Annotated in this window: 24 protein-coding genes; 14 read left to right on the forward strand and 10 right to left on the reverse strand. The window is 72.7% G+C overall.

Annotated features, from left to right (window positions below; all coding sequences use genetic code 11):
• Nucleotides 1-165 precede the first annotated feature (165 nt).
• The 7 genes from ACFXOZ_RS33555 to ACFXOZ_RS33585 all read right to left on the reverse strand — a co-directional run bounded on the left by ACFXOZ_RS33555 (nt 166) and on the right by ACFXOZ_RS33585 (nt 6225).
• Nucleotides 166-1551 carry an 8-oxoguanine deaminase gene (locus ACFXOZ_RS33555; protein WP_375891445.1) on the reverse strand — a complete coding sequence of 462 codons (1386 nt, stop codon included), beginning with the start codon at nt 1549-1551 and terminating at the stop codon, nt 166-168.
• 69 nt (nt 1552-1620) lie between these two features.
• Nucleotides 1621-3111: a nucleobase:cation symporter-2 family protein gene (locus tag ACFXOZ_RS33560; RefSeq protein ID WP_380593699.1), complete on the reverse strand. Its 1491-nt coding sequence runs from the start codon at nt 3109-3111 to the stop codon at nt 1621-1623.
• Between the two features lie 312 nt (nt 3112-3423).
• On the reverse strand, nt 3424-4344 hold the full coding sequence (gene pucL / locus ACFXOZ_RS33565; protein ID WP_375891447.1) for a factor-independent urate hydroxylase: 921 nt from the start codon (nt 4342-4344) through the stop codon (nt 3424-3426).
• Between the two features lie 30 nt (nt 4345-4374).
• Nucleotides 4375-4710 carry a hydroxyisourate hydrolase gene (gene uraH, locus ACFXOZ_RS33570; protein WP_375891448.1) on the reverse strand — a complete coding sequence of 112 codons (336 nt, stop codon included), beginning with the start codon at nt 4708-4710 and terminating at the stop codon, nt 4375-4377.
• Between the two features lie 118 nt (nt 4711-4828).
• Nucleotides 4829-5332 (reverse strand): 2-oxo-4-hydroxy-4-carboxy-5-ureidoimidazoline decarboxylase, encoded by a 504-nt coding sequence (uraD, locus tag ACFXOZ_RS33575; protein ID WP_380593700.1) that lies wholly within the window; start codon nt 5330-5332, stop codon nt 4829-4831.
• Between the two features lie 270 nt (nt 5333-5602).
• Nucleotides 5603-5983: a helix-turn-helix domain-containing protein gene (locus tag ACFXOZ_RS33580; RefSeq protein WP_375891450.1), complete on the reverse strand. Its 381-nt coding sequence runs from the start codon at nt 5981-5983 to the stop codon at nt 5603-5605.
• Nucleotides 5980-6225, reverse strand: coding sequence for a thiamine-binding protein (locus ACFXOZ_RS33585; protein WP_375891475.1), 246 nt, complete (start codon nt 6223-6225; stop codon nt 5980-5982). The genes ACFXOZ_RS33580 and ACFXOZ_RS33585 overlap by 4 nt, the downstream gene beginning before the upstream one ends.
• Before the next feature lie 218 nt (nt 6226-6443).
• On the opposite strand from ACFXOZ_RS33585, the gene ACFXOZ_RS33590 reads away from it, so the two are divergent.
• The 14 genes from ACFXOZ_RS33590 to ACFXOZ_RS33655 all read left to right on the forward strand — a co-directional run bounded on the left by ACFXOZ_RS33590 (nt 6444) and on the right by ACFXOZ_RS33655 (nt 21923).
• Complete coding sequence (locus tag ACFXOZ_RS33590; RefSeq protein WP_380593701.1) at nt 6444-7286, forward strand: TIM barrel protein; 843 nt, start codon at nt 6444-6446, stop codon at nt 7284-7286.
• Nucleotides 7287-7427: 141 nt separating this feature from the next.
• Nucleotides 7428-8321, forward strand: a complete 894-nt coding sequence (locus ACFXOZ_RS33595) for a 2-hydroxy-3-oxopropionate reductase (RefSeq protein WP_380404843.1) — start codon at nt 7428-7430, stop codon at nt 8319-8321.
• A gap of 456 nt (nt 8322-8777) precedes the next feature.
• Nucleotides 8778-9920 (forward strand): glycerate kinase, encoded by a 1143-nt coding sequence (locus tag ACFXOZ_RS33600; RefSeq protein WP_375891453.1) that lies wholly within the window; start codon nt 8778-8780, stop codon nt 9918-9920.
• A 113-nt stretch (nt 9921-10033) separates the two neighbouring features.
• Complete coding sequence (gene allB / locus ACFXOZ_RS33605; protein WP_380529154.1) at nt 10034-11392, forward strand: allantoinase AllB; 1359 nt, start codon at nt 10034-10036, stop codon at nt 11390-11392.
• Nucleotides 11393-11516: 124 nt separating this feature from the next.
• On the forward strand, nt 11517-12791 hold the full coding sequence (alc, locus tag ACFXOZ_RS33610; protein ID WP_380529152.1) for an allantoicase: 1275 nt from the start codon (nt 11517-11519) through the stop codon (nt 12789-12791).
• 68 nt (nt 12792-12859) lie between these two features.
• Nucleotides 12860-14320: a catalase gene (locus tag ACFXOZ_RS33615; RefSeq protein ID WP_375891456.1), complete on the forward strand. Its 1461-nt coding sequence runs from the start codon at nt 12860-12862 to the stop codon at nt 14318-14320.
• Between the two features lie 345 nt (nt 14321-14665).
• Nucleotides 14666-15445, forward strand: a complete 780-nt coding sequence (locus ACFXOZ_RS33620; RefSeq protein ID WP_375891457.1) for an IclR family transcriptional regulator — start codon at nt 14666-14668, stop codon at nt 15443-15445.
• 237 nt (nt 15446-15682) lie between these two features.
• Nucleotides 15683-16600: a metal-dependent hydrolase gene (locus ACFXOZ_RS33625; RefSeq protein ID WP_380404861.1), complete on the forward strand. Its 918-nt coding sequence runs from the start codon at nt 15683-15685 to the stop codon at nt 16598-16600.
• Between the two features lie 181 nt (nt 16601-16781).
• Nucleotides 16782-17894, forward strand: coding sequence for a PDR/VanB family oxidoreductase (locus tag ACFXOZ_RS33630; protein WP_380593702.1), 1113 nt, complete (start codon nt 16782-16784; stop codon nt 17892-17894).
• Between the two features lie 12 nt (nt 17895-17906).
• Nucleotides 17907-18836, forward strand: a complete 930-nt coding sequence (locus ACFXOZ_RS33635) for a M24 family metallopeptidase (protein WP_380593703.1) — start codon at nt 17907-17909, stop codon at nt 18834-18836.
• Nucleotides 18833-20566: an SDR family oxidoreductase gene (locus ACFXOZ_RS33640; RefSeq protein ID WP_380529142.1), complete on the forward strand. Its 1734-nt coding sequence runs from the start codon at nt 18833-18835 to the stop codon at nt 20564-20566. Before ACFXOZ_RS33635 ends, ACFXOZ_RS33640 begins: the two co-directional genes overlap by 4 nt.
• Nucleotides 20567-20661: 95 nt before the next feature.
• Nucleotides 20662-20859: a type II toxin-antitoxin system VapB family antitoxin gene (locus ACFXOZ_RS33645; protein ID WP_380404873.1), complete on the forward strand. Its 198-nt coding sequence runs from the start codon at nt 20662-20664 to the stop codon at nt 20857-20859.
• Nucleotides 20852-21268 (forward strand): PIN domain nuclease, encoded by a 417-nt coding sequence (locus ACFXOZ_RS33650; RefSeq protein WP_380593704.1) that lies wholly within the window; start codon nt 20852-20854, stop codon nt 21266-21268. The genes ACFXOZ_RS33645 and ACFXOZ_RS33650 overlap by 8 nt, the downstream gene beginning before the upstream one ends.
• Nucleotides 21269-21302: 34 nt before the next feature.
• The gene (locus ACFXOZ_RS33655) at nt 21303-21923 is read left to right on the forward strand and encodes a LysE family translocator (RefSeq protein ID WP_380529138.1); all 621 of its coding nucleotides are present in this window, start codon (nt 21303-21305) and stop codon (nt 21921-21923) included.
• Nucleotides 21924-21956: 33 nt separating this feature from the next.
• Here ACFXOZ_RS33655 and ACFXOZ_RS33660 read toward each other — a convergent pair whose 3' ends face one another.
• From ACFXOZ_RS33660 to ACFXOZ_RS33670, 3 genes are all read right to left on the reverse strand, one after another.
• Nucleotides 21957-22256 (reverse strand): hypothetical protein, encoded by a 300-nt coding sequence (locus ACFXOZ_RS33660; RefSeq protein WP_375891465.1) that lies wholly within the window; start codon nt 22254-22256, stop codon nt 21957-21959.
• A gap of 116 nt (nt 22257-22372) precedes the next feature.
• The gene (locus ACFXOZ_RS33665) at nt 22373-23563 is read right to left on the reverse strand and encodes an XdhC family protein (protein WP_380529136.1); all 1191 of its coding nucleotides are present in this window, start codon (nt 23561-23563) and stop codon (nt 22373-22375) included.
• Between the two features lie 92 nt (nt 23564-23655).
• Nucleotides 23656-25140, reverse strand: coding sequence for an NCS2 family permease (locus tag ACFXOZ_RS33670; RefSeq protein ID WP_375891467.1), 1485 nt, complete (start codon nt 25138-25140; stop codon nt 23656-23658).
• Nucleotides 25141-25465 lie beyond the last annotated feature (325 nt).

The following is a 25465-nucleotide window of genomic DNA, read 5'->3' on the forward strand; positions in this document are numbered from 1 at the left end:
GCCCGCGGGCACCCGGCGCCCCACACCCAGCCCGGGTTTTGGGGGCGCGCGGTCCGTACGCCCGGACGGGCGTACGGAGTCCGGGTCACGCACCGTCCCTGGGCGCGCTCCGGAACCAGTGGGCCGGGCGGGCCGGAGGGCAGCTCCGGCCCGCCCGGCGGACCGTCAGACGGGCCGGGAGGCGAGCTCCTTGGCCGCGCGGGCGCAGGCACGCGCGATCCGGTCCTCGTTGACGGTGGTCAGCTCGCCCTTCTCGACGACGGCGTTGCCGTTGACGAACAGGGTCGCCAGCGGCGGCAGGGCGCCGAAGGTGAGGGCCGCGACCGGGTCGGCGATCGAGGAGTGCATGACCCCGTCGATCTTCCACAGCGCCAGGTCGGCCAGCTTGCCGGCCTCGATGGAGCCGATCTCGGCCTGCCGCCCGAGCACCCGGGCGCCGCCCATGGTGCCCAGCCGCAGCGCCTGGCGCCCGGTCAGCGCGGTCGGGGAGCCGTGCAGCCGGTTGATCAGCAGCGCGTTGCGCAGCTCGGTGCCCAGCTCGCCGGACTCGTTGGAGGCGGTGCCGTCGACGCCGAGCCCGACCGGTACGCCGGCCTTGAGCATGTCGGGCACCCGGGCGATCCCGGCGGCCAGGCGGGCGTTGGAGGAGGGGCAGTGCGCCACGCCGGTGCCGGTCTCGGCGAACTTGGCGATGTCGGAGTCGTTCATGTGGACGCAGTGCGCCATCCAGACGTCCTCGCCGAGCCAGCCGACCGACTCGAAGTAGTCGGTCGGCCCCATGCCGAACAGCTCCTTGCAGAACTGCTCCTCCTCGGCCGTCTCGGAGCCGTGGGTGTGCAGCCGGACGCCCTTGCGGCGGGCGAGTTCGGCGGACTGGCGGAGCAGGTCGGTGGAGACCGAGAAGGGCGAACAGGGCGCCAGCGCGACGTGCAGCATCGAGCCGAAGGAGGAGTCGTGGTAGCGGTCGACGGCGGCCTCGGAGGCGGCCAGGATGTCGTCCAGCTCCTCGACGGCGTGGTCCGGCGGCAGTCCGCCGTCCTTCTTGCTGCGGTCCATCGAGCCGCGCAGCGCGGTGAAGCGCAGGCCGAGCTCCTGGACGGCCTCGATCGAGGCGCCGAGGATGTCGCCGCCGTCCTTGGGGAAGACGTAGTGGTGGTCCGAGGCGGTGGTGCAGCCGGACTTGAGCAGGGCGGCGGCCGAGCCCTGGCTGGCGGCGTGCACGAGCTTGTCGTCGATCCGGGCCCAGGTCGGGTAGAGGGCGACCAGCCAGTCGAAGAGGATGTTGTCCTGGGCGAGGCCGCGGGTGATCCACTGGTAGAAGTGGTGGTGGGTGTTGACCAGGCCGGGGGTGAGCAGGTGGCCCTCGCCGTTGATCCGGCGCACCACGTTGTCCAGCCACGCCGGGGCGGGGCCGTTGCCGACGGATTCGATCCGGTTGCCGAGGATGACCACGTGGCCGCGGGCGTACTCGGTGTCGACGGCGTCGACCGTGGCGATCGCGACGTTCTCGATCACGATCCGCTGGTCGGCGGGCGGGGGCTGGACTGCCATGGTGTCACTCCTATGGGGGAGGGCCAGGAGGGGCGCGCACCGAGTGGTGTGCGCCCCTGCCCGGACCGGTCAGGACGGTGTCGCCGTCGGCACCGTCGCGCCGGGGGCCTCGCCGGACCTGGACTGCGATGCGGACCGGCGGGCGGTTCCGACGTGGTGGAACAGCAGGTTGAGCAGGACGGCCATCACGCAGCCGGCCGAGATCCCCGAGTGCATCAGGGTCCGGACCGCCTCCGGGAAGGCGTCGTAGAAGGTGGGTACGGCGATCGGGATGATGCCGACCCCGAGCGAGACCGACACCAGGATGGTGTTGGCGCTGGACTCCATGCCGGCTTCCGCGAGGGTGCGGATCCCGCTCGCCGCGACCGTGCCGAAGAGGACGATCCCGGCACCGCCGAGAACGGGCTGCGGCACCAGCGAGACGACCGAGCCGAGGACCGGGAAGAGTCCCAGCAGGATCAGGATGCCTCCGCCGGCCGCGACCACGAAGCGACTGCGGATCTTGGTCAGCGCCACCAGCCCGATGTTCTGGGCGAAGGCGCTGGCGGCGAAGCCGTTGAAGACGGGGCTGAGCGCGGTGGCCAGTCCGTCGGCCCGGAGGCCGGCGGCGAGCGTGGGTTCGTCGGCCTCGCGCTCGACGATCTTGCCGAGGGCGAGCATGTCGGCGGTGGACTCGGTCATCGAGACCACCATGACGATGCACATCGAGACGATCGCGGCCGCGTCGAAGGCGGGCGCGCCGAAGTGGAACGGGGACGGGAGCGCGAAGACCTTCGCGTCCTGGACCGCGCCGAAGTCGGCCAGCCCCAGCGGGAAGGCGACCAGGGTGCCGAACGCCAAGCCGATGAGCAGGGACAGCTGCTGCCAGAAGCCGCGCAGCAGCCGGTTGCAGAGCACCACCGCGGCGAGGGTGATCGCGGCGAGGCCGACGGCCCGTACGGAGCCGTACCCGGGGGCGCCCGGCGAGCCGCCGCGCGCCCAGTTCACCGCCACCGGGAGCAGGGACACCCCGATGAGGGTGATCACGGTGCCCTGGACGACCGGGGGGAAGAACCGGATGAGCTTGCAGAAGTACGGCGCCGCGAGGAAGCACAGGGCCCCCGCGACGATCACCGCGCCGAAGATCACCGGGAGGGCGTCCTTCGGTCCGCCTGTTTTTTCGATGGAGCCCTTGGCGATGGCGATCATGGGCGCGACGCCCGCGAACGACACGCCGTTCACGAACGGCAGTCGTGCGCCGATCTTCCAGATGCCGAGGGTCTGGAGCAGGGTGGCCAGTCCGGCGGTGAACAGGCTGGCCGATATGAGCAGGGCGAGGTCGGTGGCGGAGAGTCCGACGCCGGCGCCGACGATGAGCGGGGGTGCGACGACTCCCGCGTACATCGCGGCGACGTGCTGGAGCCCGGTGGAGAACAGCTTCACCGGGGGCAGCACCTCGTCCACGGGGTGGGTCCCGGACCCGGACGGCCCGCCGGGCAGGCGGGTCGACGTACCGTCCGGGCCTGGGGTTCTTGCAGGGGTGGAACCGCCGTCGTTACTGCTGGTGTTGCTGGGTGCCATGTCGAGCCCCTCTTGTGCCCGTGGCTCCCGGCGCGCCCGTGGCGCTGGAGATCCCCCGAGGGCGGGACGGCGGAGCAAGGATCCCTCGGGACGCTTCTCCAGTGCCCCGGGCCGGCCGCCGCGAGGCGAGCACGAACTCCGGTTGGTGGGGGTGGAGAAACAGGTGGAGCGTGGTGCGGTGGTACGAGTGGCGATGGTGGTGCGGGTGGCGATGGTGGTGCGGTCCGCCCGAACTCGACCGGCCCGAGCGGGCCGGAGGGTGCGGCGATTCCGGGCGGAGTCCATGGGGTGGGGTGAGCGGGGTGGGGGAGGTCAGGCGACCGGGATGACCGGGACGACGCCCTCGCGGTGCACGGTGCCCTCGATCAGGCCGTACATGCGGTCCGCGGCGTAGTAGACCTCGTTCTCGTTCTTGAGGCCGAACGGCTCCAGGTCGACGAGGAAGTGGTGCTTGTTGGGCAGTTCGAGGCGTACCTCGTCCACCTCGGCGCGGTTGTTGAGGACCCGGGTGCCCATCGCGTGCAGGGTCTGCTGCAGCGAGTAGGAGTAGGTCTCGGCGAACGCCTCCAGCATGTGCCGCTTCACGTGGGTGTAGGAGCGGTTCCAGTTGGGCTGGGCCTCGCCGTCGCGACCGCTGTAGCCGTACTTCCAGCGGGCGGTGACCTGGGTGGCGAGGATGCGGTCGTACGCCTCCTGGAGGGTGGTGTACTTGTCCTTGATGTAGCCCCAGAACTCCGAGTTGGTGGAGTTCATGACGATGAGGTCCTTGAGGCCGGAGATGACCTGCACCGTCTCGCCGTCGTAGACGATCTCGGTGGTGCGGGTCTCCTGGCCGGTGCGGACGAAGGAGTGGCCGACCTCCTCCGAGCCGATGAACCGGGCCGAGCTGTCCGGCGTCCTGATCCGGTCCCAGGCGTACTCCTCGATCCGGATCCGGGCGCTGTGCACGACGCCGCGCTCGGTGTCGTCGACGAAGTGCCGGGCCAGCAGGATGCCGAAGGCCTCGGCCGAGTCGATGCCGTACTCCTTGGCGAAGGCGTACACGGTGTTCTTGGTGGTGTCGGTGGGAAGGCAGTTGGCGTTCGACCCGGTGAGGTGGACGTCCTCGAACTCGCCCTGGAGGGAGACCGAGACGTTCAGGTCCTTGATCTCGTGCCGGGTGGAGTCGCGGTAGACCCGGACGATGCGGTTCTCCGCCTTGCCGTACTGGTTCTGACCGAGCACGTGGGCCATGACAGGCTCCTAAGCTTCCAGGTCGGTCCACTAGCTTCCGCGGTAGACCGAGTATCCGAACGGGTTCAGCAGCAGCGGCACGTGGTAGTGGTGCTGCTCGGGCGCGACCGTGAAGACGATCGAGACCTCGGGGAAGAACGGCGGCTCCGCGGACCCCCGCGCGTAGTACGCGCCGGTGTCGAAGAGCAGCCGGACGACCGAGCCCGCCTCCACGGCCGGGAGGTCCTTGACCCGGCCGTCGGAGTCCGTGGCGGAGGTGCCGAGCACCTGCCAGCCACCCTCGGTGTGCAGTGCGAGCTCGACCGGGACGCCCTCGGCCGGGCGGCCGAGGCTGGTGTCGAGCACGTGGGTGGAGATGCCAGTCATGGGTGAGGTGACCTTACTGATGGCAGAGGTGATGGTGCGTCAGATCGCGCGGAGCGCACGTCCGGGGTGGGGCGTCCGGGATGGGACGCCCTTCCTGCCGAGCATTCTTGACGATGCGTCAGGAACCGTCGAGGAGGCGGCTCAGCCGGATGTCGTTGATCTTGCGCAGCTCGCCCCGGACGATCTCCGCCTCGGTGGCGGGGTCGTTGGGGTGGCGCTCGCGCAGGGCCGTGAGCATGGTGACCGCGGTGCGGCCGGTCGCGCAGATCAGGAACACGTGGCCGAACTTCGCCTCGTAGGCGGTGTTGGCCTCGTGCAGTTCGTCGAGGACCGCCCGGTCCACGCCCTGGATGCCGGCCTGTTCGCGCTCGGAGGTGGCGTCGCCCTCCTTGGGCCGGCCGATCCGGGCGTGTCCGGCCATCGCGTCGCGCAGGTCCGCGACGGTCAGCGCGGCCATGGCCGCCGCGTTGGCGGCGAGCAGGGCCTCACGGCTGGACCAGGGTCGGGTCTGTGCGACGGCGGCGGCCCAACGGGGGCTGGAGCATACCTCCAGCAGGATCTCCTCCAGCTTCGCGGCATCGGCCGCGGCCAGGGAGTCGAGGGCGTGGGGGTGGTTGGTCACGAGTGGACCTCCTGAAGAGTGGTGCCACCCGGAAAAGCTAGATCGGCCCCACCCTGCCGTCAACAGTTTGTTGAACCCTTGGTGGTTACGTTTTGAACCGGGCCGCGCTGCGGGGCCCTTTCGTGTGCGATTCGCCAAGTGTGCCCCGCCGTGGGCCGGTCGAGACTGTCCACAGCGGCGGGGTCACCCGTCCGCGAACCCCTCGCGGGTTCCTCGCGAACCCCTCGTGGGTTCCTCGTGAGCTCTTCGCGGGGAGCCCGCGAGCCGCGCTCAGGACGGCTTCGTGCCGTCCTGGCGGTTCAGGTAGTTGTACACGGTGAAGCGGCTGACGCCCAGGGCCGAGGCGACCGTCTCGACCCCGTGGCGGACGGTGAAGGCGCCGCGCTCCTCCAGGAGGGCGACGACCCGCTGCTTCTCCCAGCGGTCCAGCTCGGCCAGCGGGCGGCCGTCGAACTGGCGGGCCATCTCGGCCAGCAGCCGGTCCAGCGCACTGCTCAGGTGCGGCAGCCGGACGGCCAGGGCCGGGGTGCCCTCCCACTCCAGGACGACGTCCTCGGCCTTCGCCTCGTCCAGTGGGACGGGCGTCGCGCCGACCGCGTCCAGCAGCGGCTTGACCGCCGCGGCGAGCGGGTGCTCCACGTGCTCGGTCACGGCGTACCGCCCTCCTCTCCCAGCACGCTCACCTGGACGGAGATGCGGGTCGCCCCGGCGTCCAGGGTCTCCCGGAGCAGCCGGGTCACCGCGGCGAGGACCTGGTCGGCCTCGCCCTCGGCGCCGGTCCCGAAGGGGCCGACCGCCACGTCCAGGCCGGCCTCGTCGACGACCTTGCGGGCCGTCGCGGCGTGCTCGGGGAACGTGTCCAGTTCGAACGGTTCTGTCGTGAACTCCACCATCAATCGCACCCGCTCACTCTAGCGAGCGGGGGTGGGCGGGGGCAGGGCCTGGGCGATCGAACAGTCGCGGGGTCGGTGGGCGGACCCCTCGGAGCCACTTCAACAAAATGTTGCGGCAGCCTTGACACCCGCTCGGCGGGCCGGAGATGCTTCCACCACACAGAATCCCTCTTCCGGATCGTGGAAGTTGCGGATGAAGGAAGAGAGAGTGAGAGGTGATGGACGTGACGGCGGCTGCCAAGCACGGCTTCACGGTCAACCTGTCGATCCTGTTCGGCGAACTCCCGCTGCTGGAGCGCCCCGCGGCCGCCGCCGCGGCCGGCTTCACGGCCGCCGAACTCTGGTGGCCCTTCGGCACCGAACACAGCCCGGGTCGGGCCGAACTCGACGCGCTGCGCAAGGCGTTCAGTGACGCGGGCGTCCGGCTCACCGGCCTCAACTTCCTGGACGACCTCAGCCAGGGCGCCCGGGGAACCGTCTCGGTCCCGTCCGAGCGGGAGCGCTTCCGGGCCAACGTCCCGGTCGCCGCGGAACTGGCCGCCTCGCTCGGTGCCACCGCGCTCAACGCGCTGTACGGCAACCGGGTCGAGGGCGTCGAGCCGGCCGAGCAGGACGCGGTCGCACTGGAGAACCTGGTGCTCGCGGCCCGGGCGGCCCACGAGATCGGTGCCGTCCTGCTGATCGAGGCCCTCAACGCGGCCGAGTCCCCGGACTACCCGCTGGTCTCCGCGGCCGCCGCGGTCGAGGTGGTCGACAAGGTCAACGCCGCCACCGGCCTGGGGAACGCCAGGTTCCTCTGCGACCTGTACCACCTGGCCAAGAACGGCGAGGACCTGGCGGCCGTCATCGACACCTACGCCGACCGGATCGGCCACGTGCAGATCGCCGACAACCCGGGCCGCAACGAGCCCGGCACCGGCGGGCTGGACTTCGAGGACCTGTTCACCCGGCTCAGCGCGGCCGGCTACAGCGGCTCGATCGGCCTGGAGTACCGCCCCTCCACCGGCGTCAGCGCCGACAGCTTCGACTGGCTGCCGCGCGAGCTGCGCGCCGCCCGCTGACCCGGCGCCCACTCCGCCGGCGCCCACTCCGCCGGCCGACCCGGCGCCCCCGGCGCCCGTCCGGCCCGGGTACGCGGCGTACCGCGGCGCCCGTCCGGCCCGTCACCCCTCCCCACCCGTACACGTAAGGAACCCGACGCGATGAGCGCCTCCCGCAAGATTGCCTTCGTCGGCCTCGGCATCATGGGCAAGCCCATGGCCGTCAACCTGGTCAAGGCCGGCCACCACGTGACCGGCTTCGACCTCTCCCAGGCCTCTATCGACACCGTGATCGCGGCCGGCGGCCACGGCGCCGCCAGCATCGCCGACGCGGTGAAGGACGCCGAGGTCGTCATCACCATGGTCCCGGCCGACCCGCACGTCGAGGCGGTCATCCTCGGTGAGGGCGGCGTCCTGGAGAACGTCCAGGCCGGCACCCTGGTGATCGACATGTCCTCGATCACCCCGCAGACCTCCATCAAGGTCGGCAAGGCCGCCCGGGAGAAGGGCGTGCGCACCCTGGACGCCCCGGTCTCCGGCGGCGAGGCCGGTGCGGTCGAGGCGGTGCTGTCGATCATGGTCGGCGGCGAGGCGGCGGACTTCGCCGAGGCGAAGCCGCTGTTCGACGCGCTCGGCACCACGGTCGTCCACGTCGGCCCCGACGGCGCCGGCCAGACCGTCAAGGCCGCCAACCAGCTGATCGTCGCGGTCAACATCCAGGTGCTCGCCGAGGCCGTGGTGTTCCTGGAGAACGCCGGCGTCGACCTCGCGGCCGCGCTGGACGTGCTCGGCGGCGGCCTGGCCGGCTCCACGGTGCTCAACCGCAAGAAGGCGAACATGCTCAACCGCGAGTTCGCCCCCGGCTTCCGGATCGACCTGCACCACAAGGACATGGGCATCGTCACCGACGCCGCCCGCGCCGTGGGCGCCGCGCTGCCGGTCGGCGCCGTGGTCGCCCAGCTGGTCGCCTCCGCCCGGGCCAACGGCGACGGTTCGCTCGACCACTCGGCGCTGCTGCGCGGCGTCGAGCGGCTCTCGGGCCGCGAGGTCGCCTGACCCGAGGGGCCGAGGCCCCACAGACTCCTCCTGGTGGCGTGTACCTGATCCGGTCGTGCCCGCGCCACCAGGAGGCCAGACCCGACCGGCGTGCGGGCAGGGGCTCATCCGCCCGCCCGCCGGTCGATCCAAGCCGGTGACGCACACACCCTCCCCCGGGGGCACTTCGGTCGTGCCAGCGGTGCGTCGCCTGGCCCCCTCCTCGCCGAGGGGAGCCCCTCGAACGTCGGAAGCGGGTCGAGGGGAACGGCGGGGAGGGGGTCGCACCCCCTACGGGACCGGCGCTCCCACGGAAGCGACGATCCTCCGGGACCGGCGCTCCCGCGGGAGCTCGGCCCCGGGCCGGGCCGCACCGCCCGGCCAGGGGGGTCGCAACCCCGGTGCCACCGGACCCATGCTTGTCCGGACCCATGTTCGTGGAACACCGCCCGACCCGCACGGAAGTGAGGACCACCGATGCCCCCCACCCCCCTCAAGGGCCACGTGGTCGTAGCGCCGGACAAGTTCAAGGGCACCCTGGAGGGTGCCGAGGTCGCCGCCCGGATCGCCGCCGGCATCCGGCGTGCCGCACCCGGCGCCGACGTGCGCGAACTGCCCGTCGCCGACGGCGGTGAGGGCACCCTGGCCGCGGCGCTCGCGGCCGGGTTCGACCGCGTCCCGGCCAAGGTGGCCGGTCCGACCGGCCTGCCGGTGGACGCCGCCCTGGCCGTCCGCGGCGACACCGCCGTGGTCGAACTGGCCCAGGCCTCCGGGCTCGCCCGGCTGCCCGGCGGCCGGACCGCCCCGCTCGCGGCCGGCTCCTACGGCGTCGGCCAGCTGATCGCCCGCGCGGTGTCGATGGGTGCCAAGCGGATCGTGCTCGGCCTCGGCGGCAGCGCCTGCACGGACGGCGGGGCCGGCATGGTGCAGGCGCTCGGGGTCCGGCTGCGGGACGCCGACGACGTCGAACTTCCGCCCGGCGGAGCCTCGTTGCGCCGCCTGGAGCGGATCGACCTCGGCCCGCTGGCCGAGCTGCTGACCGGGGTGGACGTCGTGGTCGCCTGCGACGTGGACAACCCGCTGCTGGGCCCGCGCGGCGCCACCGCCGTCTACGGCCCGCAGAAGGGCGCCGACGGCGACGACCTGGTGGTCCTGGAGCAGGGGCTGACCCGCTTCGCCGACCGGGTGGCCGCGGTGACCGGTCGGGACGTGCGGGAGGCCCCCGGCGCCGGGGCCGCGGGCGGGGTGGGCTTCGCCGCCCTCGCCCTGCTCGGCGCCACCATGCGACCCGGTATCGAGCTGCTGCTCGAACTGCTGGGTTTCGACGAGGCCGTGCGTGGGGCACGCCTCGTCGTCACCGGTGAGGGCTGCCTGGACGCTCAGACGCTCCATGGCAAGGCCCCCGCCGGAGTCGCCGCGGCGGCTGCCCGGGCGGGGGTTCGGGTGGCCGCCGTGGCGGGTCGGCTGGAGCTGTCCGAGCCCGAGTGGCGGGCGGCCGGCTTCACCGCCGCGGTCGCCCTCACCGACCTGGCCGAGCAGCCGGGGGACAGCATGACCAGGGCCGGCGAGCTGGCCGAGGTGGCGGGGGAGCGGCTGGCCGTGGAGCTGCTGCCGGGCTGAGCCCTCGTACGTTCCTCCATTGACGTTTTGTTGAAGGCGGGCCTAGGCTCCCGGCAATCCTTCGACCCCACCCGTGTTCCGCCACCCCCAACTCCCAGGTTCCGGAGGTCCCCATGCCGATCAGCCAGCCAGCGGTGATCCGCTCCCGCCGGGCGGTGCTGCCCGAGGGCGAGCGCCCCGCGGACGTGCTGATCCGGGACGGCAGGATCGAGCAGGTCGCCGCCCACGGATCGCTCGTGGTCGGCGACAGCGACCTCGTCGACCTCGGCGACACCGCGCTGCTGCCCGGCCTGGTCGACACCCACGTGCACGTCAACGAGCCCGGCCGGACCGAGTGGGAGGGCTTCGCCACCGCCACCCGGGCCGCCGCGGCCGGCGGCGTCACCACGATCATCGACATGCCGCTCAACTCCGTACCGCCCACCACCACGGTGGCGGGGCTGGACGTCAAGCGGAAGACCGCCGAGGGCCAGGCCTGGGTCGACCTCGGCTTCTGGGGCGGGGCCGTGCCCGGCAACGTCCCGGACCTCGAACCCCTGCACCGGGCGGGCGTGTTCGGCTTCAAGAGCTTCCTCGCCCCGTCCGGCGTCGACGAGTTCCCGCACGTCGAGGCCGCCGACCTGGAGGCCGCGCTGGCCGAGCAGGCCCGGATCGGGGCACTGGCGATCATCCACGCCGAGGACCCGGCCGTGCTGGCCGCCGCGCCGCAGCAACCCGGCGTCCACTACCGGGACTTCCTCGCCTCCCGCCCGGCCGGCGCGGAGACCGCCGCGGTCGCCCACCTGCTCGACACGGCCCGGCGCACCGGTGCCCGGGTGCACATCCTGCACGTCTCCTCGGCGGCCGTGCTGCCCCTGCTGCGTCGGGCCCGCGAGGCGGGCGTGCGGGTCACCGCCGAGACCTGCCCGCACTACCTGACGCTCGCCGCCGAGCAGGTGCCCGACGGCGACACCGCCTTCAAGTGCTGCCCGCCGATCCGCGACGAGGCCAACCGGGACGCCCTCTGGCAGGCCCTGGCCGACGGCGAGTTCACCGCCGTCGTCTCGGACCACTCGCCGTCCACCCCCGACCTCAAGCTGCTGCCCGAGTTCGGCGGCAGCGGCGACTTCGCGGCGGCCTGGGGCGGCATCGCCTCGCTCCAGCTGGGCCTGCCCGCCATCTGGACCGAGGCCCGCCGACGCGGCCACACGCTCGCCGACGTGGTGCGCTGGATGTCCGCCGGACCGGCCGAACTGGTCGGCCTCACCGGCACCAAGGGCGCCATCGCGGCGGGCTGCGACGCCGACCTGGTCGCCTTCGACCCCGACGGGGAGTTCGCCGTCCACGCGGGCGAGCTGCACCACCGCAACCCGGTCACCCCGTACGCCGGACGGACCCTGAGCGGCGCCGTGCGCACCACCTGGCTGCGCGGCCGGGCGGTGGACACCGGGGCCGAGCCCTTCGGCCGCCAGCTGCTGCGCCCCGCGGACTAGCCCGGCGAACGGCCCGGCGGACCAGCCCCCGGCGGATCGGCCCCCGGCGGATCGGGCCCTCGCTTCGGTCCCTCGCTCCGGGCCTGCCAACTCCCTTACCCACCAAGCCTTCCGAGGAGAGTCAGTGACCACTGCCGACACCCCGAGCGCTCCCTTCACCGAGCTGGTCAACCTGGCCTCCCGGCTGCTCGGCGCGGGCGTCGTCGCCACCAACGAGGACACCTTCGCGGACGCCGAGAACCTGCTGGTGGCCAAGCCGGCCGAGTTCCGCCCGCACACTTTCGGCCACAAGGGCCAGATCATGGACGGCTGGGAGTCCAAGCGCCGCCGCGGCGTCTCCGCGGACCAGCCGCACCCCACCGACCAGGACCACGACTGGGCGATCGTCCGGCTCGGCGTCGGCGGTGCGATCCGCGGCGTGATCGTCGACACCGCGCACTTCACCGGCAACTACCCGGAGAGCGCCGTGGTCGAGGCCGCCTCCGTCCCCGGGCACCCCTCGCCCGAGGAGCTGCGGGCCGCCGAGTGGACCGTCCTCGTGCCGCGCACCCCGCTGCGGGGCGACACCGCCCACGAGTTCGCCGTCCAGGACGACTCCCGCTACACCCACGTGCGGCTCAACATCTACCCGGACGGCGGCGTGGCCCGCCTGCGGGTGCACGGCGAGGTGCTGCCCGACCCGCGCGAACTGGACGGCCTCACCTTCGACCTGGCCGCCCAGGAGTACGGCGGCGTGGCCGAGGCGGCGTCCGACCGCTACTTCTCCTCCCCGCACAACCTGAACGCTCCCGGTCGCGCCTCCGTCATGGGCGAGGGCTGGGAGACCCGTCGTCGGCGCGACAAGGCCAACGACTGGGTTCAGATCGCCCTGGCCGGGGGCGGTGAGGCCCTGGCGGTCGAGGTGGACACCACCCACTTCGTCGCCAATGCCCCCGGCTGGGCCGACCTGATCGGCTTCGACGCCTCGACCGGGCAGGCCGCGACCTCGCAGGCGCCGGCCGACGGCGAGTGGTTCGAGATCCTGCCCCGCACCCGCCTGCAGCCCGACACCCGGCACCGCTTCCGGCTCGACGTCGGCCGCCCGGTGACCCACGTGCGGATCAACGTCTACCCGGACGGCGGCCTCGCCCGCCTGCGGCTCACCGGCCGCCTCACCGAGGCCGGCCGCGCGGCCCTCGCGCTGCGCTGGTTCAACGCCGTCCCGGCCGCGGAGGCCGCCGCCGCCCTCGTCGACGCCGGCCTCGGCGCGGAGGAGGCCGCCGTCCTGGCCGCCGCCCGCCCGCTGGCGGACCCGGCCGCGGCCACCGCCGCGGTCGCCGGCCTCCAGCCGGCCGACGGCCCGGACGGCGAGCACTCCGCCCGCCGCCGCTCGGCGCTGTGGCGCCTGCTGGGCGTCTGAGCGGGGCTCGCCCGCCCGCCCGCTCCACCTCTCCACGCACCGCCTTATCGACACCTGAAGGACCCTCCATGTCCAAGATCCTGACCACGGAGTCCGGCGCCCCGGTCGCCGACAACCAGAACTCGGCCTCGGCCGGCGAGTACGGCCCGCTGCTGATCCAGGACCAGCAGCTGCTGGAGAAGCTGGCCCGGTTCAACCGCGAGCGCATCCCGGAGCGCGTCGTGCACGCCCGCGGCTCCGGCGCGTACGGCTACTTCGAGGTCACCGACGAGGTGTCGAAGTACACCCGGGCGGCGTTCCTGTCGGAGGTCGGCAAGCGCACCGAGGTCTTCCTCCGCTTCTCCACGGTGGCCGGCAACCTCGGCGCCAGCGACGCGGTGCGCGACCCGCGCGGCTTCGCGCTGAAGTTCTACACCGAGCAGGGCAACTACGACCTCGTCGGCAACAACACCCCGGTGTTCTTCATCAAGGACCCGGTCAAGTTCCCCGACTTCATCCACTCGCAGAAGCGCGACCCGTACACCGGCGTGCAGGAGGCGGACAACGTCTGGGACTTCTGGGCCCACTCGCCGGCCTCGACCCACCAGATCACCTGGCTGTTCGGCGACCGCGGCATCCCCGCCTCGTACCGCCACATGAACGGCTACGGCTCGCACACCTACCAGTGGGTCAACGCCGAGGGCGAGGCCTACTGGGTGAAGTACCACTTCAAGACCAACCAGGGCATCCGCAGCCTGGACGGCGACCAGGCCGCCGAGGTGGTCGGCGCCGACGCCGACTCGCACCAGCGCGACCTCCACCAGGCCATCGAGCGGGGCGTGTTCCCGTCCTGGACCCTCTACGTCCAGCTGATGCCGGTCGCCGAGGCCGCGGACTACCGCTTCAACCCCTTCGACCTCACCAAGGTGTGGCCGCACGCCGACTACCCGCTGGTCAAGGTCGGCCGCCTGGTGCTCAACAGGAACCCGGAGAACGTCTTCGCCGAGGTCGAGCAGTCCGCGTTCTCGCCGAACAACTTCGTGCCCGGCATCGGCCCCTCCCCGGACAAGATGCTCCAGGGCCGGCTGTTCGCCTACGCCGACGCCCAGCGCTACCGCCTCGGCGTCAACCACACCCTGCTGCCGGTGAACGCCCCGCACGCCACCGAGGCCGCCAACTACGGCCGGGACGGCCTCATGGCCGTCAACAGCGCGGGCCGCGGCAAGAACTACGAGCCCAACTCGTACGACGGCCCGGCCCAGACCGACGGCGCGCTCGCGGCGCCGGTCAAGGTCGACGGCTACACCGGCACCTACACCACGCCGGCCCACACCAAGGACGACGACTTCTTCCAGGCCGGCGAGCTCTACCGGCTGATGTCGCAGGGCGAGCGGACCCGCCTGATCGACAACATCGCCGGCTTCCTGTCGCAGGTCAGCCGGGACGACGTGGTGGAGAAGAACCTCGCCCACTTCCACGCCGCCGACGAGGAGTACGGCGCCCGCCTGGAGGCCGCCGTCGCCAAGCTCCGCGCGGGCGACGAGGGCTGACCCTCCGCGGGCCGACCCTCCTCGCACTCTCCGCACCGACCTTTCGCACCGACCTTCCGCACCCTCAGGACCGCCGGGGCCCGCACCCCGGCGGCTCCACGACGGGCCCCTCCCCCCGGGCAGTGGGGGAGGGGCCCGTCGGGCTTCGCGGGGGCGCTGCGGCGGACGAGGTGTCGGGTGCGGGTTCCGTTCGTGCGTGTGCGCGGGGCCCCTTGTACCAGCCGACCGGCCGTGCTCCACGGAATGTTCACGGATATTCACGGACGGCAGCCGCCCGGGGCCCGGGGTGGATAGGCTGGAGACCGCCCGCGGTCGCTCCGTGGGGGGACATCGGAAGGGGACGACATGTCGACACCAGCCCCGGGTCGTCACGCCGCGCTGGACCAGGGCCCGACGGGCCCGTTCACCTCCCTGCAGCACGCCCTCAGACTGCTGGAGGCCGTCGACCGGCACCCCGACGGCGCCACCCTGGTCGGGCTCGCGCGGGAGACCTCGCTGGGCCTGCCGACCGTCCGCCGGCTCGCCGAGATCCTGGAGATCGAGGGCTACCTCCAGTGCCAGGACGGCGGTTGGGTGCTCGGCGGCACCTTCGCCCTGCTCGGGCAGCACAACCGGGAACAGCTCGTCAAGGCCCGGCTGAACCGCAAACTCGCCGAACTCCGGGACGAGTTGGGCGCCGCGGTCTACTTCACCCGGTACCACGACGGGGAGTTGTCGGTCGAGGCGGTCGCCGCCGCCGACTACGCGCCCGCCGTCCAGGAGTGGGTGGACTTCCGTGCCACCGCGCACGCCAGCGCGATCGGCAAGTGCCTGCTCAGCCAGCTCGACGCGGACGGCCGGCGGGACCACCTCTCCCGGCACCCGGTCGCCCGGCTGACCTCCCGCACCGTCACCGATGCCGACCAGCTGATGCACCGGCTGGAGCGCCAGCCCGCGACGGTGCCGGTGCTGGACATCCAGGAGTACGCGCTCGGCACCGTCTGCGCGGCGGTGCCGATCACGGCGGGCAGCACGGTCGGCTGCCTGGCCACCTCGATGCCCGTGGACAACATCCACAAGCTCAGGGCCGCGGCCGAACTGCTGGCCGCCCGGGCGGCGCCGCTGATACTGGCGATGGCGGTCTGAGCACCGCTCGCTCGTGGGGCCCCGTCGGACGCGTCGTCCGGCGGGGCCCGCGCGCTTTCCGCGGGAGGGTTGCCGCGGGAGGGTTTCCGGGGGTGGGTTTCTCCGGGGGTGCCCCGCGGTGCACATCACTTATTAGACTCGATGTCGATAAGAGGTGCCGAACCCCTTGTCCCCACCGCTACCGGCGAGTACGTTTCCGAGAGTCGAGCCGCCGCCCCCAGGTCAGGAGGGCCTGCCATGCCCCGCCCCACCCCCGTCCCCGCCGTCGCCGCCCCCGCTGCGCGGGTGCACGAGAGCCTCGTCCTGGAACCCCGGGACGTCCGCTTCGACTGGGCCCGGCTGCCGCTGCACTGGATCCCGGACGAGCCGATGGCCACCCACGTGATCAACGTGCTGCACCTGCTGCTGCCCGAGGGCGAGCGCTGGTTCGTCAAGGTGTTCAAGGAAGCGCTGCCGCTGATCCGGGACGAGCAGCTGCGCGAGGAGGTGCTCGGCTTCATCGGGCAGGAGGCCATCCACGCCGAGGCCCACCAGGAGGTGCTCGACCACCTGCTCGGCCAGGGCCTCGACCCGCGCCCGTACGTCCGGCAGATCTCCTGGCTGTTCCAGCGCGTCCTCGGCGACAAGCCGGGCCTGACGCCGGCGCAGCGGCGGGAGAACGTCATCGAACGGGTCGCCTTCGTCGCGGCGATCGAGCACTTCACCGCCTTCCTCGGCAACTGGGCGCTCAACTCCCCGGGCCTGGACCGGGCCAAGGCCGACCCGACGATGCTGGACCTGCTGCGCTGGCACGGCGCCGAGGAGGTCGAGCACCGCAGCGTCGCCTTCGACCTGATGGTCCACCTGGACCCGGGCTACCTGCGGCGGGTCCGCGGCATGGCGATCTCCGGGCCGCTGCTGGTGCACCTCTGGGTGCGCGGCGCCCGCTTCCTGCTCGCCGCCGACCCGACCCTGGAGGGGCGGCTCAGGCCCACCTGGCGGGAGGCGAGTCGGATCGCCAAGCGCGGGCTGCTGCCGGATCCGGTCCGCTCCCTCCGCTCCGGGCTGCGCTACCTCCGGCCGGGCTACCACCCGACCCAGGAGGGCTCCTCCAGCCAGGCGCTGGGTTACCTCGCCACCTCCCCGGCCGCCCGGGCGGCGGCCGGGCGGGGCTGACGGGGAGCAGCTGACGGCTGACAACTGACAGGTTTCAACGAACAGCGAACGTTATCTGTTCGCTGAAATCTGAAATCTGAAATCTGAAATCTGTCAGGTGTCAGCCGTCGGCCGTCAGCTGCCGCCCGCCGCCCGCCCGCCCCCGCCGCCCTTCCTCTCTCCCCGCCAAGGACCCGCCCGGATGGACCTGCTCACCCCGCCCCCCGACCTCTACGGCCGCCCCCGCGCCGACGGCTTCATGCGCTGGCTCACCGCCTTCGGTGACCGCTACTCCCCGGCGCTCGGCGGCCCGCTGCTGCGCCGCAACCCCCGCCGCCCGCTCAGCCGCCCCACCCCGCTGCTCCGGCTGGTCGTCGCCGAGCGCCGTCAACTCGCCTCCGACGTGATCGAGTTGACGCTCGCCGACCCCTCCGGCGGGCAACTGCCGTCCTGGCAGCCCGGCGCCCACCTGCGGCTGGCCCTGCCCTCCGGCCGTGAGCGCCACTACTCGCTCAGCGGCGACCCCGCCGACCGCCGGCACTACCGGATCGCCGTCCGGCGGTTGCCCGGGGGCGGCGGAGGGTCCGTCGAGGTCCACGACGCCCTGCACCCCGGCGCCCGCCTCGCCGCCCGCCGCCCGCGCAACGGCTTCGCCTTCTGTGCCGAGCCCGCCGTCCTGCTGCTCGCCGGCGGCATCGGTGTCACCCCGCTCCTCCCGATGGCCCGCGAGGCCCAACGGCACGGCCTGGACTGGACGTTGGTGCACGTCGGCCGCAGCGCCGACACCCTCCCGTACAGCGACGAGCTGCGCGCCCTCGATCCGCGCCGGGTCGTGCTGCGCACGGACGACGAGCACGGCGGCGTCCCCACCGGCGCCGAACTCCTCGCCCACGCCCCGCACGGCGCGGCCGTCTACTGCTGCGGCCCGGCCCCGATGCTCGCCGCCGTCCAAGCGGCTCTGGACGAATCCACCTCCACCGCCCTGCACTTCGAGCGCTTCGGCGCCGCCCCGGTCACCGACGGCCGGCCCTTCGCCGTCCGGCTCGGCGCCGACGGGCCGATCCTGGACGTCCCCGCCGACCGCTCCGCCCTGGACGTGCTGCGCGAGGCCCGCCCCGACCTCCCGTACTCCTGCCACCAGGGCTTCTGCGGCACCTGCGAGGTCCGCCTGGTGGCCGGTACGCCCGAGCACCGGGACCGCCGCCTCACCCCCGAACAGCGCGCCGCCGGCGCCCTGCTGCCCTGCGTCTCCCGCGCCGCCGAGGGTGAGACCCTCGTGCTCGACCTCGACCTCGACGCCGACCTCGACGTCTAGAAGGAGCCCCCGATGCCCCCGACGGCGCATGCGATGCCGACGTTCTCCTACTCCGAGCGCGACCTCGCCCGCTTCCGCGAGACCCAGCAACTGGCGTACCACTGCGCCGAACAGGTCGCCGCCTGGATCGAACCCGGGGTCACCGAGCGCCAGACCACCGCCGAGCTGCGCCGCCGCCTGGTCGCCGCCGGGGTGCAGGACTTCTTCCACGTCCCGTTCGCCTGGTTCGGCGACCGCACGGCGTTCCGGCACTTCCACACCCCGCTGCAGTTCTTCGCCGGCGGCCGCCGCCTGGAGGAGGGCATGCCGTACGTGCTGGACTGCGCGCCCGTCGTGGACGGCTACACCGCCGACATCGGCTACGGCGGCAAGGTCGGCGAGAACCGGGTCTGGGACCGGCTGGCCGCCGACCTCCAGGTCTACCGCGAGCTGATCCTCACCGAGGTGCGCGCCCGCAAACCGCTCGACGAGGTGTACGCGGCGGTGGACGCGCAGATCGCCGCGCACGGCTACGACAACCGGCACCAGGTCTACCCGGGCCGGGTGATCGGCCACCAGGTCACCCGCACCACGGCACGTGGCCCGGCCGGGGTGAACGTCTTCGGCTTCGGCGTGCGCACCCTGCAGACCCTCGGCCGCGAGCTCATCTCCGAGCGCTTGCACGGCCGTTCGCCGCTGTGGGCGGACGGGCGGTCGTCCCGGCACGCGCCCACCCCGGGGCTGTGGGCGGTCGAGCCGCACATCGGCTTCCGCGGTGTGGGCATCAAGTTCGAGGAACTGCTGGTGGTCACCGAGGACGACGCCTACTGGCTGGACGACGACCTCCCGCACGTCCGCCGCTGGACCGCCGCCGAGCCGACCGCCGAGCCGACCGCCGAGCCGACCGCCCTCGCCGCAGCCACCGCCACCGTCGAGCCGACCGCCCAGGAGGCCACCCGATGACGACCCCCACCCGCCGCCGGACCGTCCACTCCGGCGGCATCCCGCTCGCCGTCTTCGAGCAGGGCGACCCCGAGGCCCCCACCGTCCTCCTGGTGCACGGCTACCCGGACACCCACACCGTCTGGGACGACATCGCCGCCGACCTGGCCCGCGACCACCACGTGGTCCGCTACGACGTGCGCGGCGCGGGCGAGTCGGGCGCCCCGGCGCACCGAGACGGCTACCGCCTGGAGCAGCTCGCCGACGACCTGTTCGCCGTCGCCGACGCCGTCAGCCCGGACCGCCCGGTCCACCTGGTCGCCCACGACTGGGGCTCGATCCAGTCCTGGGAGGCCGTCACCACCCCCGGCGCCGAGCGCCGGATCGCCTCCTACACCACCCTGTCCGGCCCCAGCCTGGACCACATGGGCTTCTGGCTGCGCCACCGGATGCGCCGCCCCACCCCGCGCCACCTGCGCCAACTGCTGCACCAGGGCGCGCACTCCTGGTACATCACCGCCTTCCACCTGCCCTTCCTGGCCCCGGCCGTCTGGCGCCTCGGCCTCGCCCGGGCCTGGCCGCGGGTGCTGCGCGACCTGGAGCACGTCACCCCGCGGGCCGACCACCCGCAGCGCACCCTGCGCCGCGACGCGGTCCGCGGCATCGAGCTTTACCGGGCCAACTTCCGCCCCACGCTGGGGAGTCCGCGGGAGCGGCCGACCGAGGTGCCGGTCCAGCTGGTCACCCTCACCCGGGACCGCTACGTCGGCACCTACCTCTCCGAGGGACTGGAACGCTGGGTGCCCCAGCTGACCCGCCGCACGCTGCACGCCGGCCACTGGTCGGCGCTGCTGGAGAAGGGAGCCGCCGTGGCCGGCATGGTCCGCGAGTTCACCGCCCGGATCGACACCGGGAAGGCGGACGGGGCCCAAGAGTCCTACGGTGACGGCCGGTTGGTGGTGGTCACCGGTGGCGGCAGCGGCATCGGCCGGGCCACCGCGCTGGCCTTCGCCGAGGACGGCGCCCGGGTGGTGGTCTGCGACCTCGACCTCGCGGCCGCCGAGCGCACCGCCGAACTCGCCGCCCTGGTCGGCCCGCAGGCGCACGCCTACCAGGTGGACGTCTCCGACGGCGCCGCGATGGACGCCTTCGCGCAGCGCGTCGCCGCCGAGCACGGCGTGCCCGACGTGATGGTCAACAACGCCGGCATCGGCCACTCCGGGACGTTCCTGCAGACGACCGAGAAGGAGTGGCAGCGCGTCCTGGACGTCAACCTCTGGGGCGTCATCCACGGCTGCCGCGCCTTCGGCACCCTGATGGCCGACCGGGGCCAGGGCGGCCACATCGTCAACGTCTCCTCGGCCGCCGCCTACCTGCCCGCCAAGGCGCTCACCGCCTACGCGACCAGCAAGGCCGCCGTCTTCATGCTCTCCGACTGCCTGCGCGCCGAGTTCGTCGGCCACGGCATCGGCGTCTCGACCATCTGCCCGGGCATCGTCAACACCAACATCACCCGCACCTCCACCTTCTCGGCGACCACCGCCGACGAGCAGTCCGCCAAGCAGGCCCGCGCCGCCAGGCTCTACGCCCGCCGCGGCTTCCCGCCCGAGAAGGTCGCCGGCGCCATCGTCAGCGCCGTCCGCACCGGCAAGCCGGTCGTCCCGGTCACCCCCGAGGCCAAGGCCGCCCGCCTCCTCTCCCGCCTCAGCCCCGGCCTCCTGCGCCTCGCCGCCCGCCTCAACATCACCTGATCGGGCGAACGTCACCTGATCGGCCCCAACGGGCCTGCGATATCAACTATCATCGATTGTGATATCGCAGGTCTGTATTCCTTTGGAGGCGACTCATGGCTCGCACCGTGATAGACGTCAACGACGAACTCCTGGCCGAGGCCGCCGAGATCTTCGGCACCACGACCAAGGTCGCCACCGTCAATGCCGCCCTTGAGGACGCGGTAAAGCGTCGCAAGGGCAAGGAGTTTCTTGCGTGGCTTGCCGACGGCGGGCTGCCCGACCTGACTGGTCCGGTGGACAAGAGTGAGTGAGCACTTCCTCATCGACAAGTCCGCTTTCGCTCGCTACCCCAAGCCCGCGATCGGGGATGTCATCGACAGGTTGTTCAATCAAGGGCGCCTCGCGATCTGCGGTGCGGTCGAGCTGGAGATCCTGTACAGCGCCCGGTCCAAGGCGGATGCCGACCGAATCCGGGACGGCCTGCGTGGCTTCGGCTGGTTCTCCACACCCGACGAGGTGTGGGACCGGGCCATCGAGGTGCAAGCCCTGCTGACAACCGCCGGCAACTGGCGCGCGCTGTCCGTGGCAGATCTCATCATCGCCGCCACGGCTGAGCGTCATGGCGCGACCGTCCTCCACTACAACGGCGACTACGACATGATCGCCGCCGTCACCGGCCAGCCCACCGAGTGGGTCGTCCCGCCGGGGACGGCGGACTGAGGGTGTCTCCGGGGTTGTGAGAGCATCGCGGCCCATGGAGATGACAACGGCCCTGTGGTCCTTCGCCCTCGTCGTGGGGCTGCTCACCCTCACCCCCGGGCTCGACACCGCGTTGATCCTGCGGACGTCCGCGCTGGGGCGGCGGCGGCAGGCGTGGGGGGTGGTGCTGGGGATCCAGACCGGGACGCTGATCTGGGGGACGCTGACCTCGGCGGGCGTGACGGCGCTGCTCACCGCCTCGCAGGTGGCGTACGAGGTGCTGCGCTGGGCCGGTGCCGCCTACCTGGTGTGGATGGGCGTCGGGATGCTGCGCGAGCGCGGGGCGCAGGCCGAGGCCGAGGAGGAGTCGGCCGAGGGCGGGTTCGTCCACGGCTGGCGGCGCGGGACGCTGACCAATCTGCTGAATCCCAAGGTCGGGGTGTTCTACGTGGCGGTGCTGCCGCAGTTCATCCCCTCCGGGGCCCCGCACTTCGCCGCCGGGGTGGCGCTGACCGGCGTGCACGTGGTGGAGGGCGTGCTGTGGTCGACGGTCCTGGTCGGCTTCGCCCGGGTACTGCGGGGCTGGCTGCGCCGCCCGGCCGCCCGGCGGGTGATGGACCGGGTGACCGGTGCGGTGGTGGTGGGCTTCGGCCTCAAGCTGGCGCTGGCCGACTGAGCCGAGCCGCCGTACCGGATCGGGTAGCCGGGTTCAGGCCGGGGTGAGCCGCCGCAGCCCCTCGCGCAGGTCGTCGGCGTTCATGCAGATGCGGACGTCCACGTTCGCTTCGAGTCGCAGCCAGAACGGCTCGCAGATCGCGACGACGGAGGCCTCGTCCGGTACGTCCACGACGAGCAGCATGCCGCGGCGGCCGTCGCCGCTGGCGAAGAAGTACGAGGCCTCGGGCTTGAGTTCGCCGAGGACGCGTTCCAGTTCGGCGCCCATCGAGCCGTCGGCGATGAGCTTGTTGGAGGCAGCGGTGTCGAGGGTGACATCCAGCAGGGCGCGCATGGTCCCCGCTCCTTCCCCGGGCTCGGGGTGAGTCCGCACCTCCAGCCTCCCGCTGCCGACTACCGTCCGCAACGTCACCCGGACGGTCGCAGCGAGTGGCCGGACGCGGGAGGGCGTCACGCCGCGTGCGGCGAGCGCCGCTCGACGGGATCCTCGGCCGGCAGCGGGGCGGCGGTGTCGTGGTGGATCGGTCCGTTGCCGGCGCTCAGCGGCAGGCAGCTGCCGCCGCGGCGGTGGGCGATGATCTCGGCGGCGACCGAGACGGCGGTCTCCTCGGGGGTGCGGGCGCCGAGGTCGAGGCCGATGGGGGAGCGCAGCCGGGCGAGTTCGGCGTCGGTGAGGCCGGCGTCGCGGAGCTTGGCCTGCCGGTCGCGGTGGGTGCGCCGGGAGCCCATGGCGCCGACGTAGCCGACCGGGAGGCGCAGGGCGCGTTCGAGCAGCGGGACGTCGAACTTGGCGTCGTGGGTGAGCACGCAGAGCACGGTGCGGCCGTCGATCCGGCCGAGCTGGGAGTCCAGGTAGCGGTGCGGCCAGTCGACGACGACCTCGTCGGCCTCGGGGAAGCGCCGGGTGGTGGCGAAGACGGGCCGGGCGTCGCAGACGGTGACGTGGTAGCCGAGGAACTTGCCGATCCGTACGACGGCGGCGGCGAAGTCGATCGCGCCGAAGACGAGCATCCGGGGCGCGGGCACGTAGGACTCGACGAAGCAGGTGACCGTCCCCTGTTCCTGTTCGTCGCAGGGCCGGCCGTCGAGGCCGAGCACGATCCGTCCGGTGCGTCCGGCGTCGAGCATGGCCCGGGCCTCGGCGACGAGGGCGCGTTCGAGGGCGCCGACGGTGGACGGTCCGACGCTGAGCGCGCCGTGCTGTGCGTCGGCGGTGACGGCGAGGGTGGCGCCGACGAGTCCGGCCGGGCCGTCGATCACCCGGGCGAGGGCGACGGGCGTGCCGTCGGCGATGTGGCGCAGGCCGGTGTCCAGGCCCGGGTCGGTGCCGGGCACGATCGGCTGGACGAACACGTCCAGGATCCCGCCGCAGGTCAGGCCGACGGCGAAGGCGTCCTCGTCGCTGTAGCCGAAGCGTTCCAGGACGGGTTCGCCGGATTCGATCGCGGCCTGGCAGAGCTCGTAGACGGCGCCTTCGACGCAGCCGCCGGAGACGCTGCCGACGGCCTCCCCGGCGGCGTCGACGGCCAGGGCCGCCCCGGGGTCGCGCGGGGCGCTGCCGGAGACGCCGACGACGGTGGCCACGGCGAAGGAGCGCCCGGACGCGTGCCAGGCCTGCAACTGCTCGGCGATGTCCTGCATGTCGGATGCTCCTTACACGTTTCGACAGTAGCGGGAGACGCCGCCGTACGGGAAACGATCCCGTACGGCGGCGGTGATGATCAGAAGGGCACTCAGTGCACGCCCAGCCAGGACTTGACGGGGCTGAGCGCGAAGTACACGACGAACACCGCGGTGAGGATCCACATCAGCAGGCCGGGCTCGCGCCACTTGCCCTGGCCGGCCTTGATCACCGAGTAGGAGATGACGCCGGCGGCGACGCCCGCGGTGATGCTGTAGGTGAACGGCATCAGCACGCAGGTGAGGAAGGCCGGGATGGCGACCTCGCGGTCGGACCAGTCGATGTGCCGGGCCTGGCTCATCATCATCGAGCCGATCACCACGAGGGCGGCGGAGGCGACCTCGACCGGGACGATGCCGGCCAGCGGCGAGAAGAACAGCATCAGGGCGAACAGGCCGCCGGTGACGGTGGAGGCGAGGCCGGTGCGGGCGCCGTCGCCGACGCCGGTGGCGGACTCGACGAAGACGGTCTGTCCGGAGGCGCCGGCCAGGCCGCCGACCGCGCCGCCGGCGCCGTCGATGAACAGGGCCTTGGACAGGCCGGGCATCCTGCCCTGCTTGTCGGCGAGCCCGGCCTCGGTGCCGACGCCGATGATGGTGGCCATCGCGTCGAAGAAGCCGGCCAGCACGAGGGTGAACACGGCCACCGAGGCGCTGATCGCGCCGAGGCCCTTGCCGCCGAAGGCGCCGAACAGGTCGACGTGGCCGAAGAGGCTGAAGTCGGGGGCGGCGACGGGGCTTCCGGGCCACACCGGGGCGGAGTTGCCCCAGGCCTTGGCGGGGAGGTCGGCGAGCTTGTTGACGACGACGGCGACCACGGTGCCGCCGGCGATGCCGATCAGGATCGCGCCGCGCACGCCGCGCGCCATCAGCACGAAGATCGTGAGCACGGTGAGGCAGAAGATCAGGACGGGCCAGCCGGAGAGCTCGCCGAAGGGGCCGAGCGACAGCGGGGTGGGGCCGCCGGTGTGCACGAAGCCGGCCTTGTAGAGCCCGATGATGGTGACGAACAGGCCGATGCCGATGGTGATCGCGTGCTTGAGCGGCAGGGGGATGCCGTTCATGATCTTCTCGCGCAGTCCGGAGACCACCAGCAGCACGATCAGCAGGCCGTAGATCACGCACAGGCCCATGGCCTGGGGCCAGGTGGTGTGCGGTACGACGAGTGCGGAGACCGCGCCGGAGACGGAGAGGCCGGCCGCCAGGGCGAGCGGCACGTTGCCGACCACGCCCATCAGGATGGTGGTGACGGCGGCCGCGAGGGCGGTGGCGGTGGTCAGCGCGGCGTGGTCGAGCTTGACGCCGGTGACGTCCGCGCCACTGAGGATCAGCGGGTTGAGCAGGATGATGTACGCCATCGCCATGAACGTGGTGAGGCCACCGCGTAGTTCGTTGGCGAGGGTCGAGCCGCGGGCCGAGATCTTGAAGTACGCGTCGAGCGCGCCCTTGGGCTCTGCTGTCGAGGGCGAGGGGTGGGTCTCGTCCTCGGCGGGTCTGTCTGCTTCAGTGGTGCCGGGCTCCGTGGGGATCCTGGTCATGTCCACTCCCAAGTGTCAAAGGGGGTTGGGGTGGGCGAGCCGACCTGACTGCCAGTCAACGAAGTTGGCACAGGGGGACGGTATCGACTCACTGGAGGCACTCGTCGGGGAGTGCCAGCGGTGCGGATGGGGTGGTGCGTGAGGGTGGTGCGTGGTGGTGCAGGTGCGGGTGGTGCGCACCACTGCGGAACCCCGGCGTGGGCAGGGCAGCGGATGTGGGGGTCCCGGGGCGGCGGGGAAGACGTGTCGCCGCCCCGGGAAGTACGGCCGTGGTAGGCCTCACCGGTCGAACCTCACCGGTCGAACCTCACCGGTCGAACCGAGC

Source organism: Kitasatospora sp. NPDC059160, assembly GCF_042755465.1.
In the GTDB taxonomy this organism is placed as follows: Bacteria; Actinomycetota; Actinomycetes; order Streptomycetales; family Streptomycetaceae; genus Kitasatospora.